Consider the following 15,577-nt stretch of genomic DNA (forward strand, 5'->3'; position numbering starts at 1 on the left):
CGCCTCCGGGTCGCGCAGGCGAGAACAGCGGATGTCAAGGATGGGCAAATCGGCGACCGCAGCAATCCTTTTTATCATAAAGTATTTTCATGATGAATCCAACCGATCGAAGATAAAAATGCTTTATCGCCTTCATAGAATTTACTTGTCGCCCGTTTGGAGGTTGGCCGGCAAGGTGTTACACTGATGGAATCAGCGTTTCAGCCAAGCCATAGTCCGAGGGAAGGGGAATCCGCTCCATGAACGAGCAACGCATCGGCATCATCGACATCGGCTCCAACTCCATCCGCCTCGTCGTCTACGAGACGACGGCTACCGGCGCGCATCGCGTCATCGACGGCAGCAAGCGTCCGGCTCGGCTCAGCCAGAGGATCACGGCCGACGGGCGCATCGACGAGGAGACCGTCGCCGAGCTTGCCGAGACGCTCCGCCACTTCCGCATGCTCTGCGCGCATCACGGGACGAGCGCCGTTCGCGCCGTCGCGACGGCCGCGATGCGCAACGCCGTCAACGGCGCCGAGGTGCTGCGGAGGCTGGGCGCCGAGTCGGGACTGGACATCGAGCTGCTGCCGGGCGAGGAGGAAGCCGGCTACGGCTTCCTCGGCATGGTCAACACGATGGACGTCCGCGACGGCTTCCTCATCGATATCGGAGGAGGCAGCACGGAAATTTCCCTGTTCAAGGAGCGCACGCTCGTGCAGAGCGTCAGCTTTCCGTTCGGCTGCGTCAACCTCGCCCGCAGCTATGCCGACCGCGGCATGCTCGGCGACGACGGCTTGCGCCGGCTCGAGGAGATGGCGCTGCGGGCGAGCGAGGAGCATCCGTGGCTGCGCTGGTCGCCGGGACTGCCGCTCATCGGCGTCGGCGGCACGATCCGCGCGCTGGCCAAAATCCATCAGGCGGTCCGCCATTATCCTTTCCCGCAGACGCACAACTATGCGATTCCGGCCGAGGACGCCGACCGTCTGTTCGATACGCTGCGCGCGATGCCGCTGGACAAGCGCCGCAAGTTCCCGGGCCTGTCCAAGGACCGCGTCGACCTGATCGTGCCCGGACTCGCCGCGCTGCGGCTGTTCCGGCGCCTGACCGGCGCTGCGGAATACCGCGTCTGCGCGGCCGGCCTGCGCGACGGCCTGTTCTTCTCCGTGCAGTCGCCGGAGCGGCCGCGGCTCGACGACGTGCTGGGCTACAGCGTGCGCAACACATACGCGCTCTATCCCGAGGCGCCGCTCCCGCATGTGAACCAGGTCAACCGCCTCTCGCTGCAGCTGCTCGAGACGCTCCGCGGCTCCGCTCCCGGCCGTCCGCTGGAGCGGCTGGGCGATCGGGCGGCCAAGCTGCTGGACGCCGCCTCCCTGCTCTACCGGATCGGAGCGTCGATCGACCACGCCGCCTATCCGAAGCATACGTTCTATCTGCTGACCAACTGCAGCCTGAACGGCATGTCGCATCGCGAGAACGTGCTGACCGCCGCGATTGCGGCGTTCCGCAGCCGCAGCCGCTGCAAGTCGCAGCTGGAGCCGTACGCGGCGCTGCTGGAGCCCGGAGACGTGGAGGCGGCCGCCCTGCTGGGCAGCCTGCTCCAGCTCGCCGCCGCGCTCGACCGCAGCGAGACGCAGCCGATCAGCCGGCTCGAGGCCGAAGCGTCGCTCGGACCGGAGGAGGGCCGCCTGCGGCTCAGCGCCGTGCGGCCGTCCGGCTCGCTCGCTCTGGAGCGGCAGGAGGTCGAGGAGGCCGGACGCGAGTTCGCCAAGCTGTGGGGGCTTCAGCCCGAGCTGTCCGTCCGCTAGACGAAGCCAATGCAGGCAAAAAGGGGCTTTCCCGAGGGCCGTTTCGACGGCCTTGCGGGAGAGCCCCTTTTCGCTTACGCCTGCTCGGCTTGCGGCAGCGCCTTTTTCCAGCTGGAGATCCGCTCCGCCTGGAACTGGCTGCGCAGCAGCTCCTCGCCCTCGGCAGGCCGCATCCGCTCGTAGCCGCCGCTCGCCTGCAGCTCCCGCGCCTTGACGTTGTCGCTCAGCTGCAGCCGCAGCAGCGCGATCAGGCTGTCGCGCAGGCTGGGATCGAACACCGGGCACATCAGCTCGATGCGCCGCGTCAGGTTGCGCGTCATCCAGTCCGCGCTCGACAGATACACTTCCTCCTCGCCGGCGTTGCGCAGGTACAGCAGCCGCGAATGCTCGAGGAAGCGGTCGACGATGCTGACGACGCGGATGTTCTCGCTCAGGCCCGGCACGCCGGGACGCAGGCAGCAGACGCCGCGCACGATGAGGTCGATGCGCACGCCCGAGCGCGACGCCTCGTACAGCTTGTCGATCATCTCCTGGTTGGAGAGCGAGTTCATCTTGGCGGCGATGTAGCCGCCCCGGCCCTCCTCGGCATGCCGGCGCTCGCGGTCGATCAGCCGGAACAGCTGCTCCGTCAGCCCGCTCGGCGCGACGCTGAACGCTTGCCATTCATAAGGCGACGAGTAGCCGGTCACCTCGTTGAACAGCGCCGACGCGTCCGCGCCGATGATCGGATGCGACGTGAACAGGCCGATGTCGGTGTACGCCTTGGCCGTGCTGTCGTTGTAGTTGCCGGTGCCGACATGCACGTAGCGCCGCAGCTGGTCGGCCTCGCGCCGCACGACGAGCAGGATCTTGGCATGCGTCTTGAGGCCGACGAGGCCGTAGACGACATGGCAGCCCGCCTTCTCCAGCTGGCGCGCCCAGGCGATGTTGCGCTCCTCGTCGAAGCGCGCCTTGAGCTCGACGACGACCGTCACCTGCTTGCCCGCCTCGGCCGCGGCGGCGAGCGCCTGCACGAGCTCGCTTTGCCCGCTGACGCGGTAGAGCGTCATCTTGATCGCCAGCACCTGCGGATCGTCCGCCGCCTGCTGGACGAACTCGGCCAGCGGCTCGAACGACTCGTACGGATGATGCAGCAGCACGTCGCGCTCGCGGATCGTATCGAAGATCAGCTCATGCTCCTCGAGCTCCCGCGGGTAGACCGGCTCGAGCTTTGGATAGCGGAGACTCTCCTTGCCCCCGATCGAGCCGGCGAAGCGCATCAGAAAGCTGAGATCGAGCGGTCCGCCGATGCGGACGACATGATCGCCGATCTCCAGCTCCTCCTGCAGCAGGTCGAGCGCGTACGGATGGAAGCCTTCGCCGATCTCGAGCCGCACGGGCATGCCCCAGCGCCTGCGGCGAAGCTCCTTCTCGATCTCCTCGAGCAGATCCTCGGCGCCTTCCTCGTTGAGCGTCAGGTCGGCGTTGCGGGTCAGGCGGAACGGATGCACGGCTTCCAGGCTGTAGCCGCTGAACAGCGTATGGATGAACGAACGGATGAGGTCCTCGAGCAGCACGTACTCAAGCTTCTTGCTGTTGCCCCGGATCGGCAGCGCCACGCAGCGCGGCAGGATCGAAGGCACCTGGACGATCGCGAAGTACGGCTCGGCCTCCGGCTCTTCTTCGGAATCGCGCAGCAGCACGGCCAGATACAGCTCCTTCGTATGAAGGAGCGGGAACGGACGGCTCTGGTCGACGGCCATCGGCGTCAGCACGGGAAAGACGATCGTCCGGAAATAATGCTCGACCGCCGCGGCCTGCGAGGCGTTCAGATCGTCCATTTCGCGGATATGTATGCCCTCTCGCGCCAGCCCCCTCATCACTTCCCGATAGGTGCGGTATTGCTCGGCGACCATCTGGCCCGTCCGCTTGATGAGCCGCTTCCACAGCCCCTGCGGCGTATAGCCGGTAAAATCCATCTTCGTATAGCCCGCCTTGAGCTGGTCCTGGATGCCCGCCATGCGGACGCTCATGAATTCATCCATGTTGCTGGACACGATGGACAGGAACTTCGCGCGCTCCAGCAGCGGCGTCGTCGGGTCCTGCGCTTCCTCCAGCACCCTGCGGTTGAACTCGATCCAGCTCAGGTCGCGGTTCACATAGGGGGACAATGCTTTACTCATCGCTGAAGAGCCTCCTTGTCGTTGTCCCTATTATGCAGCGTCACTGTTACTTCTATATTAAGATGCGGTAAAGGCCAGGTAAATGCCTGCGGCCGCGAGGGCCGGCACGCCCCCCGCTGCGGATCGAAGGCATGCCGGACGCCGGCCTCAGCGGCGCCCGATGAAGATGAACCGCCCGCCGCCCGGACCGCCGAAGCCTCCGCCGCCTCCGCGCCGCAGCAGCCGCTCCAGCAGCCGGTACAGGCGCAGGCGGTAGAAGCCGCGGGTGACGGGCAGGACGAGCGTCAGGCCGACCAGGTCGCCGATCACGCCGGGGAAAATGAGCAGCAGGCTGCCGGCCATCAGGCAAAGGCCGTTCAGCAGCGCATGGCCCGGCGGCTCGCCGAGCTCCATCTTGCGGCGCATCTCCGCCCATGCCTTGCGCCCGTGCGTGCGCATCAGCACCGTGCCCAGCACGGCCGTGCCGACGAGCAGCAGGAACACGCCGCCGACGCCGATGCGGCTGCCGAGCCAGGCCATCGCGATCACCTCCAGCAGCACGTAGGCCGCTCCGCCGAGCAGCGCCTTCTGCACCGTTCCGAGTCTTCGGTTCATGCCCCCTCCTCCTTTCCAGCCGGCGCCATGCGCCGGATCAGCGCGTACAGCTCCGGCAGGCGCCGGTCGAGCCGCGCCGGACGGAAGCTGCGATCCACCCACACATGCCGAGTGCCCCCGGTGGCAAGCAGCTCGCCCGGAAGTCCGGCCCCGTCCTCGCCCGCGGCGCGGACCGCGCCTTCGCCGAGCGCAGGCAGCGCCGCTTCCGCCGCCCCCGCCTCGAGCCGGCGGATCTGATAGCGGAAGCCGAGCCGCATCGGCGTGAAGCGCTCCACCCGGGTGCAGACGACGATCGCGTCGTCGTAGCGGGCCGGCTGGCGGAACTGGCTGTCCAGATCCGTCAGCGGCAGCATCAGCCCTTCCTGCTCGATCCGGCCGTAGGCGTACCCCGCGGAGCGGATCAGCTCCGTGCGCCCGATCTCGAACCAGGTCAAATAATTCGCATGATACACGACGCCCATCGCGTCCGTTTCCTGATAGCGCACCCGCAGCGGGTGCAGCGTCCATTCCGCCTGCTCCATAAGCCCTAATTGCCCCTTCCTGCCTCTATCCTTGTCCCTTTATTATCGGCTCAAATCAGGCAATATGCAAAAAAGCCGATCCTCTCGGCGGGAGAGGATCGGCCTTGGCCCTGAGCAGACGCAGGGCTTGGCAGTCAGAGCCAAGCCGGAGCCGGCCCGGCTTCTTACAGGACTTTGCTTTGACCGGTGTAGATGACGCCCATCTCGCCGTAGACGGTCACTTCCATGTCGTCATGCAGCAGCTCGAACGCGTTGTCGATGCCGATGACCGCCGGGATGCCGAGGTTCAGGCCGACGACGGCCGCATGGCTCGTGATGCCGCCGGATACGGTGATGATCGCCGAAGCCTTCTCGATCGCCGGCATGTAGTCCTTGTCGGTCGAGACGGTGACGAGGATGGAGCCTTCCTTGGTCTTGGCGATCGCTTCCTCCGGCGTGCGGGCGACGACGATCTTGCCCGTAGCGGTCTGGCTGCCGATGCCTTGGCCTTTGGCGACGAGCTCGCCGATGTGATGCACCTTGATGAGGTTCGTCGTGCCCGCGCGGCCTACCGGCACGCCGGCGGTGATGACGATCGTGTCGCCGAGCGAGACGAGGCCCGTGCCGAGCGCGCCTTCGACGGCGAAGTTGAACATCTCGTCCGTCGTATCGGCGGCGACGCCCTTCGTCGGGATGACGCCCCACGTCAGGTTCAGGCGGCGCATGATGCGCTCGTCGGTCGTCACGGCGATGATCGGAGCCTTCGGACGGTACTTGGACACCATGCGGGCGGTATAGCCGCTCTCGGTCGACGTCACGATCGCCTTGGCCTGCAGGTCGAGGGCGGAGTTCGCCACCGCTTGGCTGATCGCCTCGGTGACCGTCGTCTGCTGCGCGATCGCCGTTTTGGTCAGGATCTCGCGGTAGTCCAGCGCGGACTCGGCGCGCTCGGCGATGCGGGACATCGTCAGCACGGATTCCGTCGGGTACTTGCCCGCGGCGGTCTCGCCGGAGAGCATGATCGCGTCGGTGCCGTCAAGGATGGCGTTCGCCACGTCGCTCGCTTCGGCGCGGGTCGGACGCGGGTTGCGCTGCATGGAGTCGAGCATCTGCGTCGCCGTGATGACCGGCTTGCCGGCGAGGTTCGCCTTTTGAATCATCGACTTTTGCACGAGCGGCACTTCCTCGGCCGGAATCTCGACGCCGAGGTCGCCGCGCGCGACCATCAGGCCGTCGGACACTTCGAGGATCTCGTCGAGGTTGTCCACGCCCTGCTGGTTCTCGATCTTGGAGATGATCTGGATGTGGCCCGCGTTGTGGCGCTCCAGCAGCTCGCGGATCTCAAGCACGTCGGAAGCCTTGCGCACGAAGGAAGCGGCGATGAAGTCGACGCCCTGCTCGACGCCAAATACGATGTCGCCGGCGTCTTTTTCAGTGATGCCCGGCAGGGAGATGTGCACGCCCGGAACGTTGACGCCCTTTTTGCTCTTGATCGGGCCGCTGTTGACGATCTTGCAGTTGATCTCCGTGCCCTGGATGTCCACGACGGTCAGGCCGATGAGGCCGTCGTCGATGAGGACGGTCGAGCCGACCTTCAGGTCGGCCGGCAGGTTCTTGTACGTCACCGGGATGCGGTGGCGGTCGCCGAGGATCTCTTCGGTCGTCAGCGTGATGTAGTCGTCCTGCTGCAGCTCGATCGGCTCTTCCTTCAGCTTGCCGAGACGGATCTCAGGGCCTTTGGTGTCGAGCAGGATCGCGACCGTCTTGCCGAGCTCCGCGCAGGCCTGGCGGATGTTCTTGATGCGGTTGCCGTGCTCTTCGAAGTCGCCGTGCGAGAAGTTCAGGCGGGCGACGTTCATGCCGGCCAGAATCAGTTTCTTTGTATTTTCCAGCGACTCGCTGGAAGGTCCGATCGTACATACAATTTTCGTTTTACGCATGGTTCATGATTCCTCCATCAGTTAGCTTGCTTGAACACTATCATTCATTCTATCACATTTGGCAGCGGCATAGACATGACATTCCTCTCTTTACAAGACTTTCGTCCGGTAAAAAGCATGACTTTCGATTCAGACCGCAAAAGAAATGCGTTCTCAAGACGCGAAAAAGCGGCCGCTTGCGGCCGCTCCTTGCGAACCTGACTCCTGCTTAGTGCACTCGGGCCGACTCCGCGGCGGGCGAGGCGTCGCCCGGCGCGGCCGGCTCCGCTCCGGCTTCTGCCGGCAGTCCGGCAGCCTCCGGCGCTTCCAGCGCGCCGTCCGGCTGCTCCGAGCCCGCCTCCGCCGCGAAGGCGAAGCGGCCGATTTTGCGGAACTTCATGTACCGATCCTCGACGAGCTCCTCCGCCGACATCGCGAGCAGCTCCTGCAGATGGCGCCAGACCGCTTCCTTGATCGACTCCGCCTGCTGCTCGTAGTCGCGGTGGGCGCCGCCCTGGGGCTCCGGCACGACTTCCTCGATGATGCCGAACGACAGCAGGTCCTTGGCGGTGATCTTCATCGCCTCGGCCGCCTGGTCCGCCTTGGAGGCGTCCTTCCAGAGGATGGATGCCGCGCCGTTCGGCGAGATGACCGAGTAGATCGCGTTCTCGAGCATGAGCACGCGGTTGCCGACGCCGAGCGCGAGCGCGCCGCCGCTGCCGCCTTCGCCGATGACGACGCAGATGACCGGCACGCCGAGCAGCGCCATCTCGCGCAGGTTGCGGGCGATCGCCTCGGACTGCCCCGCTCCTCGGCGGTGTTGCCGGGATAGGCGCCCTTCGTGTCGATGAAAGTGATGATCGGACGGCGGAACTTGTCCGCCTGCTGCATGAGCCTCAGCGCCTTGCGGAAGCCCTCCGGATGGGGGCTGCCGAAGAAGCGGGCGATATTGTCCTTCGTATCCTTGCCGCGCTGATGGCCGATGACGGTGACCGGCATGCCGTTCAGCTTGGCGAGGCCGCCGACGATCGCCAGATCGTCCGCGAACAGCCGGTCGCCGTGCAGCTCCAGGAAATCGGTGAAGATCGCTTGGATGAAATCAAGCGACGTCGGCCGCTGGTGATGGCGGGCCAGATGCATCTTCTCGGCGGCGCCGAGCTCGCTGTAGAGCTCCTCCTCCAGCTGGCGGCAGCGCGCCTCCAGCCGGGCGATCTCGTCGCTGAAGTCGATGCCCTTGCCTTGGCTGAGCCCTTTGAGCTCCTCGATCTTGCGCCTCAGGTCGCCCAGCGGCTTTTCGAACGGCAGTTCACCCGCCATGTCCCGTTTCCTCCTTCACGGCATGCATGTCAAGCAGGCGCGTCAGCGTGGACTTCATGTCCTTGCGGTGCACGACGCGGTCGAGCTGGCCATGCTGCAGGTTGAATTCCGAAGTCTGGAAGTTGTCCGGCAGCTTCTGGCGGATCGTCTGCTCGATGACGATGCGGCCGGCAAAGCCGATGAGCGCGCCGGGCTCGGCCAGGTTGTAGTCGCCGAGCGAGGCGAAGCTCGCCGTGACGCCGCCTGTCGTCGGATCGGTCATGACCGAGATGTACAGGCCGCCCTCGCTTTGGAATTTGGCGAGCGCGGCGCTCGTCTTGGCCATCTGCATGAGGCTCAGGATGCTCTCCTGCATGCGCGCGCCGCCCGAAGTCGAGAAGATGAGCATCGGCAGCTTGCGCAGACGCGCCTGCTCGATCGCCCGCGTGATCTTCTCGCCGACGACGGAGCCCATGCTGCCGCTGAAGAAGTCGAAGCTCATGATGGCGACGACGACCGGGAAGCCCCCGATCGCGCCTTCGCCCGTCACGACGGCGTCCCTCAGGCCGGAGCTCTTCTTCTGCGCTTCGAGCTTGGACGCGTAGCCGGGGAACTCCAGCGGGTCCTCCGAAATCATGTCGCGGTCGAATTCAGACAAACGTCCGTCATCGAGCGTCATTCCGATGCGCTCCCAAGCGCTCAGCCGGAAATGATGCCCGCAGGACGGACATACTTTGTGGTTCTTGTCCAATTCCTTGGAGAATTGGATCGTCGCGCATTTGGGACATTTGTTCATCAAGCCTTCGGGAATGTCCCGCTTCGGCCTTTCCTGCTGGTCCCCGCGCTCCCTCTCGGAAGGCACGGTGGCGTATTTTCGCTTATGGAACAGGTCCTTGAACACAAGTGACACCTCTCAAGACGCTAAGTATAGTCGGGCCGGAATCAGGAATGGAGAATGGACGTCAGCACTTCCTGGACTTCTTCCAGTTCTCCGGACGGCACGAGGATCTCGTACTGCTGCTTGGACATGTTGATGGGTCTTGTCTGGACGAGGAACCCCTCTTCGGTTAGCCTTCGTTTGATGCTCTCCGCGATCTTCGCCGTAGGCGCGATGTAGATGACCGTCCACATGAAAGGTACCTCCTGATATCCCGGAAACAGGTCACATGATCTCACAATCATAGCATAGGAGAAGTTTTGCTAGCAAGAAAGGCCTAGGCCGATCCGGGCCGAAAGCCGCTAGGGAGAGCGGCTCGGCCGGGGGAGCGGTCCGTCCACCGGCGGCGCGGTCCGTCCACCGGCGGCGCGGGCAGCCGGGGAGCGGCCTGTCCCGCAGCGGCGCGGACGGCCGCGCTTCGCGGTCCCGGCCGGGGAGCGGCCCGCTTGGCCGCCGGCCGGCGGCAGCTTGCTGCAGGAACGATTCGCTCCCGCAGCCGCCGATTCCTGCACGCCCTCAGGCTTTCGTGCCGTCCTCGCTGTAGTCCGTCGCCCTCGGGTCCTGGTGCGCGATCCGGGCCGATGCCGCCGCGGCCAGTCCGGCCACGAGATCGTCGAGGAAGACGTGGATCTCGCCCGTCGACTTGTCGTTCAGGCGGCTGATGATGCCAGGCTTCACCTTATCCAGATAGCCGAAGCTCGTCAAGCCGATCATGCCGTACACATGCGTGATGCCCATCGCCAGCGTCTCGTCGACGCCGTACAGCGATTCGTCCTTCTCCATGATTCGCTGCAGCGGAGCCGGCAGCAGCCGCTTCTCCGCAAGCTCGTCGAGCGCGATGCCCGTGCAGAGCACATATTGGACTTCGCGCTTGCCCAGCACCGTGCGCACGCTGTCCACGCATTCGTCCATCGTGAGATGAGGGTTGTAGGGGAGCTGCAAGGAGTGGACGATTTCCGCGACATCCGCTACTGTGACTCCGCGCCTTTCCAGCCAGCGCTCCAATTCGATGTTCATCCGCATTCCTCCCGCTTTCCGCTTTGCCAAAGCGCCGACCTGATCTTTCGGGACAGGCTGCGGCGCTTGCGCCGCAGCGCCATTCCGCGAAGGAGACAGCCGTAGAGGGACGCGATTCCCGCCTCCCCACCGCCTGCCTATCCGCCGTCAGAGGCGCTCGGCTCGCAGCCTAAGGCTGCTGTGCTTCCTACTCTATGCACCTGTCCCGCGAAATGTTCCGGAAAAATAGAGCCTCCAAGAGACTGCGGCCGCGTCGATGCGGTACGCCGACGAAGCAGAAGGGCGCTCCGCAGCCGCTGCGACGAAGGCACTCGTGCTCGCAGATGCCTATTTCAACCTTCAAGTGAAGGGATAGAAAGGAGGAATGGGCATCTCATGGATCGCGGCATGTCGTGCGAGGGCGGCGATGCGGAGGTGCGAAGGTTGCTGAATGCGGCGGCTGGGTGCAACGGCTGTCTGTTCCGCTCTGAGGGCGGCGGCTACGCGCGGTTTTTCCGCGTGTAGCTGTCTGTTCCGCTCTGGGGGCGGCAGCTACGCGCGGTTTTTCCGCGTGTAGTCGTCTATTCCGCACTGAGGGCGGCGGCTACGCACAGTTTTTCCGCGCGTAGTCGTCTGTTCCGCTCTGGGAGCGGTAGCTACGCGCGGTTTTTCCGCGTGTAGCTGTCTGTTCCGCTCTGGGGGCGGCGGCTACGCACAGTTTTTCCGCGCGTAGTCGTCTGTTCCGCTCTAAGTGCGGCGGCTACGCGCGGTTTTTCCGCGCGTAGCTGTCTATTCCGCGCTGAGGGCGGCGGCTACGCACAGTTTTTCCGCGCGTAGTCGTCTGTTCCGCTCTAAGTGCGGCGGCTACGCGCGGTTTTTCCGCGCGTAGCTGTCTATTCCGCGTTGAGGGCGGCGGCTACGCACAGTTTTTCCGCGCGTAGTCGTCTGTTCTGCTCTGAGTAGTGCGGCTACGCATAGTTCTTCCGCGCGTAGTCGTCTGTTCTGCGCTGACAGCAGAGGCTGCGCGGCCCAAAAAAACCGCCGCCGGCCATAGGCCGGCAGCGGTTGAACAAGCAAGCGACGAAGAGGGAGCTGACAAGCCCTCGCTGACGCCCGTGCCGACATCGACGCTCAAATCGACAATGACGCGGTAGCGCTCGCCAGACTCCGCCAGCTACTTCACGACCGCGCAGCCCGGTCCGAGCAGGCTCTCGATACGCTCGATCAGCTCCGGCGAAGGCTTGACGCGGTAGCGCTCGCTCAGCGCCATCGTGCGTGATTCCCGCTCGTAAAAGAGCACGGTGCCGAGAGGTCCCGCATGCTCGGCCAGGAGCGTCTTGAGCTGCTCCAGGACGACGGGCGTCTCCCGATCCGCCTTGATTTTGAGGTACAGCCGCTGCGCGGCGGCGGCACGCGCCGGCGTGGACGCCGTCGCGGCCGGGCGCTCCGACGGAGCGCCTGCCGGCTGCGCCGCGACGCGGCGGCCAGCTGGCGCCGAGGCTTCGCCTGCTCCCGCCGCCGACGCAGCGCCGGAGCGCCTCGCCGGCGGCGATGCCGCGCCGGCAGCCGGCGCCTGCGCCGCGCCCGTGGCTCTGCCCCCGGCCGCGGGCGCGGCGCCGCCGGAGCGCGGCCGACGCGCGCGCGCCTGGCGGCGAAGCCGCTCGACTCCGGAGCGCAGCTCGGAGTCGTCGAGGGGGACGAGGTCGTCGACGATCAGCTTGAAGTCCTCGTCCCCTCTCTGCACGGAGGCCTGCACGACCGCCAGGCCGCCGGCAGCGACGCGTTCGCCGAGCTTCGCCCAGGCGGACGGGAAGAACACCGCTTCGGCGCGGACGATGCGGTCCTCCACCTCGGCGAAGGCCATCGGCTGGCCTTTGCGCGTGCGCAGCGTCTTCACGGAGACGATCCGCACCGCCGTTACGGCCGGCGTCCCCTCCGGCGCTTCCTCCAGCTCGACGAGCCGGTCGAGGCCGAGCTCGCCGAGCCGCTCCTCCGCCGCGTCCAGCGGATGGCCGGACAGGTAGAGCCCGAGCAGCTCCCGCTCGAGCTCCAGCAGCTGCGTCTGCGAATAGGGCTCCACCTGGGGCAGCTCGATATCCCAGTTCTGCACCTCCTCGAAGCCGAACAGCTCGATCTGCAGCTCCTCGCGCTCCTTGCGCCATTTTTGCGCCGCCTCCACCGACTCGTCGAGCGCGGCGAGCTGCTGCGCGCGATGGCCCGGCAGCGACTCCAGCGCTCCCGCGCCGATCAGGCTCTCCAGCACGCGCTTGTTGACGACGCGCAGGTCGACGCGGCGACACAGGTCGATGAGGCTGGCGAACGGCCGGAGCGCCGCCTCCCGCCGGATCGACTCGATCGCCTGCGTGCCGACGTTCTTGATGCTGGCGAGGCCGAAGCGCACCGCCTCGCCCTCGGGACTGAACGTGACCGAGCTGCGGTTCACGTCCGGCGGGAGCACCTCGATGCCCATGCGGCGGCACTCGTCGATGTACTCGCCGGTCTTGCGCTGGTTGCCCGTGACGGAGGCCAGCATCGAGGCCATGAAGGCGACCGGGTGATGACGCTTCAGCCAAGCGGTCTGGAACGCGAGCACGCCGTAAGCGGCTGCATGCGCCCGTGGGAATCCGTAGTCGGCGAAGCGCAGGATCATGTCGTAGACGCGGTTCGCCTCTGCCTCCGCGTAGCCTTGGCCGAGCGAGCCCCGGACGAAGGCGGCGCGCTGCTCGTCGAGAATTTCCCGTTTCTTTTTGGACACGGCGCGCCTCAGAAGATCCGCTTCCCCCAGACTGAAGCCGGCCATCGACGAAGCGATCTGCATGATCTGCTCCTGATAGACGATGATGCCGTGCGTATCCCTCAGGATCGGCTCGAGCGAAGGATGCGGGTATTCGACCTGCTCCTTGCCGTGCTTGCCCGCGATGAAGCGGGGGATGAACTCCATCGGGCCGGGACGGTACAGCGCGAGCACGGACACGATGTCCTCGAAGCCGCTCGGCCGCAGCTCCCGCAGCACGCGCCGCATGCCCGCCGACTCCAGCTGGAAGATGCCGGTCGTATCGCCGCGTCCGAGCATCTCGTAGGTCGCCGGATCGTCGTCCGGCACCTCGCGGAAGTCGACCGTCCCGCCGTCCGGCCGCCGGATCCAGTCGAGCGTCCGCTCCAGGATCGACAGCGTGCGCAAGCCGAGGAAGTCCATCTTGAGCAGGCCGACGGCCTCGACGTTCTCCATGGAATACTGCGTCAGCGCGGCCGCCTCCGAGCCGCCCTGCAGCGGCACGTAGTCGGTCAGCGGACGGCCGGAGATGACGACGCCCGCCGCGTGGGTGGAGGCGTGGCGGGGCATGCCCTCGACCTTGAGCGCGGTGGCGATCAGCTCGCGAGTCCCTTCGCGCTCGGCGTACTCCCGCAGCTGCGGCACCGAGGCGATCGCCGACTCCAGCGTCGTGCCGGGATGGCCGGGGATGAGCTTGGCGACGCGGTCGATGTCGCCCGGCGGCACGTCGAGCGCCCGCCCGACGTCGCGCACGGCGGCCTTGGCCGCGAGCGTGCCGAAGGTGATGATCTGCGCCACATGGTCGGAGCCGTACTTGCGGCTGACGTAGGCGATCACCTCGTCGCGCCGCTCGTCGTTGAAGTCGATGTCGATATCGGGCATGCTGATGCGCTCCGGATTGAGGAAGCGCTCGAACAGCAGCCGGTGCTTGAGCGGATCGACGTCGGTGATGCGCAGGCAATAGGCCACGAGGCTGCCCGCCGACGATCCCCGTCCGGGGCCCGTGCGGATGCCCTGCTCATGCGCGTAGCGGATGAAGTCCCAGACGATGAGGAAATAATCGCTGAAGCCCATCCGCTCGATGACGCCGAGCTCGTAGCGCAGCCGCTCTTCGGCCTCCGCCAGCCGCTCGCCGGACTCTCCGTACCGAGCCTGCATGCCCGCGAGGCAAAGCCGCTCCAAATAATGCGCGGCGCTCAGACCGTCCGGCAGCGGCCGGTATTCCGGCAGCGCATGCACGCCGAGCGCGAGCTCGAGCCGGCAGCTGTCGGCGATGCGGGCCGTATTGGCCAGCGCCTCGGGCAGATGCGGGAACAGCCGCGCCATCTCGTCGGCGCTCTTGAGATACATCCCGTCCCCATGCATGTGCAGCCGGTCGGGATCGCTCACGCTCTTGCCCGTGCCGATGCAGATGAGCACGTCCTGCACGGCCGCGTCCTCCTGCCGCAGGTAATGCACGTCGTTCGTGGCGGCCAGCGGGATTCCGGTCTCCTCCGAGAGGGCGATCATGCCGGCGATCACCTTTTTTTGCTCGGCCATGCCGTGGTCCTGGATCTCCAGATAAAAGCGGTCGCCGAACGTCTCGCGGTACCGCAGCGCGGCCCGCCTCGCCTCCTCCGGACGGTCATGCAGCAGATGCTGCGACACCTCGCCCGCCAGGCAGGCGCTCAGGCAGACGAGTCCCTCGGCATGCTCCCGCAGGACGTCGTGGTCGATGCGCGGCTTGTAGTGGAAGCCCTCGAGATGGGCGATGCTGCTGAGCTTCATGAGGTTGCGGTAGCCGGCCTCGTTTTGCGCGAGCAGGATCAGATGGTAGATCGGATTGTCCTTGCGCGTTCCCTTGTCCGTGCGCGAGCCTCCCGCCATGTACATCTCGCAGCCGATGATCGGCTTGATGCCTCGCTTCACGCATTCCTTGTAAAAGGGCACCGCCCCGTACATGACGCCGTGGTCGGTCAGCGCCAGCGAGTCCATCCCGAGCTCCGCCGCCCGCGCCGTCAGGTCGCGGATCCGCGCCGCTCCGTCCAGCAAGCTGTATTCGCTGTGCACATGCAGGTGCACGAATCGTTCGCTCCCGCTCATCCCGCCCCTCCTTCCGACGCCGCCCCGCCGCTGCGCGGACCGTCGCCCCATGGCTTCGGCTCCGGCGGCGCCCTGGGGCACATCTGTTCGCTCTTTCTTTCTATCTTATCATAAAAGAGCGCCGCAGTCCCATACAATGGACAAGGGAAGCCATTCCCATACTCCCTAGCGGAAAGGTGAGGCGGATGCGGAGCATGAACCTGATCCTGAGCAAGGCCCTGATCGACTTCTTCATCGCTTTCGGCGTCGTCGTCGGAGGCTCGCTGCTCGCCGGCATCGGCTCGGTGCTGGCCTTCTCCCCGCCCAGCGCGATGATGCTCGACACGGCGGACCGGCTGAAAATATGGGCGCTCGTCGCGGCCGTCGGCGGCACGATCGATCCGATGCGCGTCATCGAGAGCCATATGATGCACGGCCAGCTGTCGCCTGTCGCCCAGCAGCTGCTGTTCATCCTGTGCGCCTTCATCGGCGCCCATGCCGGCACGGAGCTCATCCGCCTCGTCTGCCGGGGATCGGGGTGAGCGCGCG

Annotated in this window: 11 protein-coding genes and 1 pseudogene; 3 read left to right on the forward strand and 9 right to left on the reverse strand. The window is 66.0% G+C overall.

Annotation, left to right across the window (positions count from 1 at the left end):
* Window positions 1-239 precede the first annotated feature (239 nt).
* Entirely contained in the window at window positions 240-1,790 is a 1,551-nt protein-coding gene (locus tag NYE40_RS17220; protein WP_339278724.1) for a Ppx/GppA phosphatase family protein, read from the forward strand.
* A gap of 74 nt (window positions 1,791-1,864) precedes the next feature.
* On the opposite strand, the gene ppk1 is transcribed toward NYE40_RS17220, so the two are convergent.
* The 8 genes and pseudogenes from ppk1 to NYE40_RS17260 all read right to left on the reverse strand — a co-directional run bounded on the left by ppk1 (window position 1,865) and on the right by NYE40_RS17260 (window position 10,215).
* The gene (gene ppk1, locus NYE40_RS17225; protein ID WP_028599088.1) at window positions 1,865-3,952 is read right to left on the reverse strand and encodes a polyphosphate kinase 1; all 2,088 of its coding nucleotides are present in this window, start codon (window positions 3,950-3,952) and stop codon (window positions 1,865-1,867) included.
* A 147-nt stretch (window positions 3,953-4,099) separates the two neighbouring features.
* Entirely contained in the window at window positions 4,100-4,546 is a 447-nt protein-coding gene (locus NYE40_RS17230) for an FxsA family protein (protein WP_028599089.1), read from the reverse strand.
* Window positions 4,543-5,067, reverse strand: a complete 525-nt coding sequence (locus tag NYE40_RS17235; RefSeq protein ID WP_028599090.1) for a thioesterase family protein — start codon at window positions 5,065-5,067, stop codon at window positions 4,543-4,545. Before NYE40_RS17235 ends, NYE40_RS17230 begins: the two co-directional genes overlap by 4 nt.
* Before the next feature lie 164 nt (window positions 5,068-5,231).
* On the reverse strand, window positions 5,232-6,986 hold the full coding sequence (gene pyk / locus NYE40_RS17240) for a pyruvate kinase (RefSeq protein ID WP_028599091.1): 1,755 nt from the start codon (window positions 6,984-6,986) through the stop codon (window positions 5,232-5,234).
* 208 nt (window positions 6,987-7,194) lie between these two features.
* Window positions 7,195-8,282, reverse strand: a pseudogene (locus NYE40_RS17245) (acetyl-CoA carboxylase carboxyltransferase subunit alpha).
* Window positions 8,272-9,162 carry an acetyl-CoA carboxylase, carboxyltransferase subunit beta gene (accD, locus tag NYE40_RS17250; RefSeq protein WP_028599092.1) on the reverse strand — a complete coding sequence of 297 codons (891 nt, stop codon included), beginning with the start codon at window positions 9,160-9,162 and terminating at the stop codon, window positions 8,272-8,274. The pseudogene NYE40_RS17245 and the gene accD overlap by 11 nt, the downstream one beginning before the upstream one ends.
* A gap of 41 nt (window positions 9,163-9,203) precedes the next feature.
* The gene (locus tag NYE40_RS17255) at window positions 9,204-9,392 is read right to left on the reverse strand and encodes a hypothetical protein (protein WP_028599093.1); all 189 of its coding nucleotides are present in this window, start codon (window positions 9,390-9,392) and stop codon (window positions 9,204-9,206) included.
* Between the two features lie 322 nt (window positions 9,393-9,714).
* Window positions 9,715-10,215 carry a phosphatidylglycerophosphatase A gene (locus NYE40_RS17260; protein ID WP_101807961.1) on the reverse strand — a complete coding sequence of 167 codons (501 nt, stop codon included), beginning with the start codon at window positions 10,213-10,215 and terminating at the stop codon, window positions 9,715-9,717.
* A gap of 375 nt (window positions 10,216-10,590) precedes the next feature.
* On the opposite strand from NYE40_RS17260, the gene NYE40_RS17265 reads away from it, so the two are divergent.
* On the forward strand, window positions 10,591-10,719 hold the full coding sequence (locus NYE40_RS17265) for a hypothetical protein (RefSeq protein WP_255309748.1): 129 nt from the start codon (window positions 10,591-10,593) through the stop codon (window positions 10,717-10,719).
* Between the two features lie 649 nt (window positions 10,720-11,368).
* Here the strand turns inward: NYE40_RS17265 and NYE40_RS17270 are convergent.
* Entirely contained in the window at window positions 11,369-15,049 is a 3,681-nt protein-coding gene (locus NYE40_RS17270) for a DNA polymerase III subunit alpha (protein WP_339278725.1), read from the reverse strand.
* Window positions 15,050-15,243: 194 nt separating this feature from the next.
* Here NYE40_RS17270 and NYE40_RS17275 point away from each other — a divergent pair, with 194 nt between their 5' ends.
* Window positions 15,244-15,570, forward strand: coding sequence for a YtrH family sporulation protein (locus NYE40_RS17275; RefSeq protein ID WP_028599096.1), 327 nt, complete (start codon window positions 15,244-15,246; stop codon window positions 15,568-15,570).
* The last annotated feature ends 7 nt before the right edge of the window (window positions 15,571-15,577 follow it).

The sequence above is a fragment of the Paenibacillus sp. FSL W8-1187 genome (assembly GCF_037965485.1).
In the GTDB taxonomy this organism is placed as follows: Bacteria; Bacillota; Bacilli; order Paenibacillales; family Paenibacillaceae; genus Paenibacillus_O; species Paenibacillus_O pasadenensis.